Source organism: Salinispora sp. H7-4, from assembly GCF_013416675.1.
GTDB lineage: Bacteria > Actinomycetota > Actinomycetes > Mycobacteriales > Micromonosporaceae > Micromonospora > Micromonospora vitiensis.
On the sequence record NZ_JABZED010000047.1, the window covers coordinates 1 to 209 of the forward strand.

General features: G+C 69.4%; 1 protein-coding gene. It reads left to right on the top strand.

Annotated features, from left to right (window positions below):
- Positions 1 to 209: C39 family peptidase (locus H0524_RS18080; protein WP_180199711.1), on the top strand; the 209-nt coding region annotated here is incomplete at both ends.

A 209-nucleotide genomic window follows, 5' to 3' on the forward strand; every position in this document is an offset into this window, starting at 1 on the left:
ACCCTGCGCGAGGACATCATCCGCACCGTCGACGACGGCCGCGCCGTCGTGGCCAACATCGCCGGCACCGCCACCGACACCAACGGCGAGAGCCACTCCTTCGCCGGCGGCCACTACATCGCCGTCAACGGCTACCGCGACGCCGGCGACCAGGTGAAGATCGCCGACTCGGCGAACCCGAACACCGCCGAGTACTGGATCACCACCGA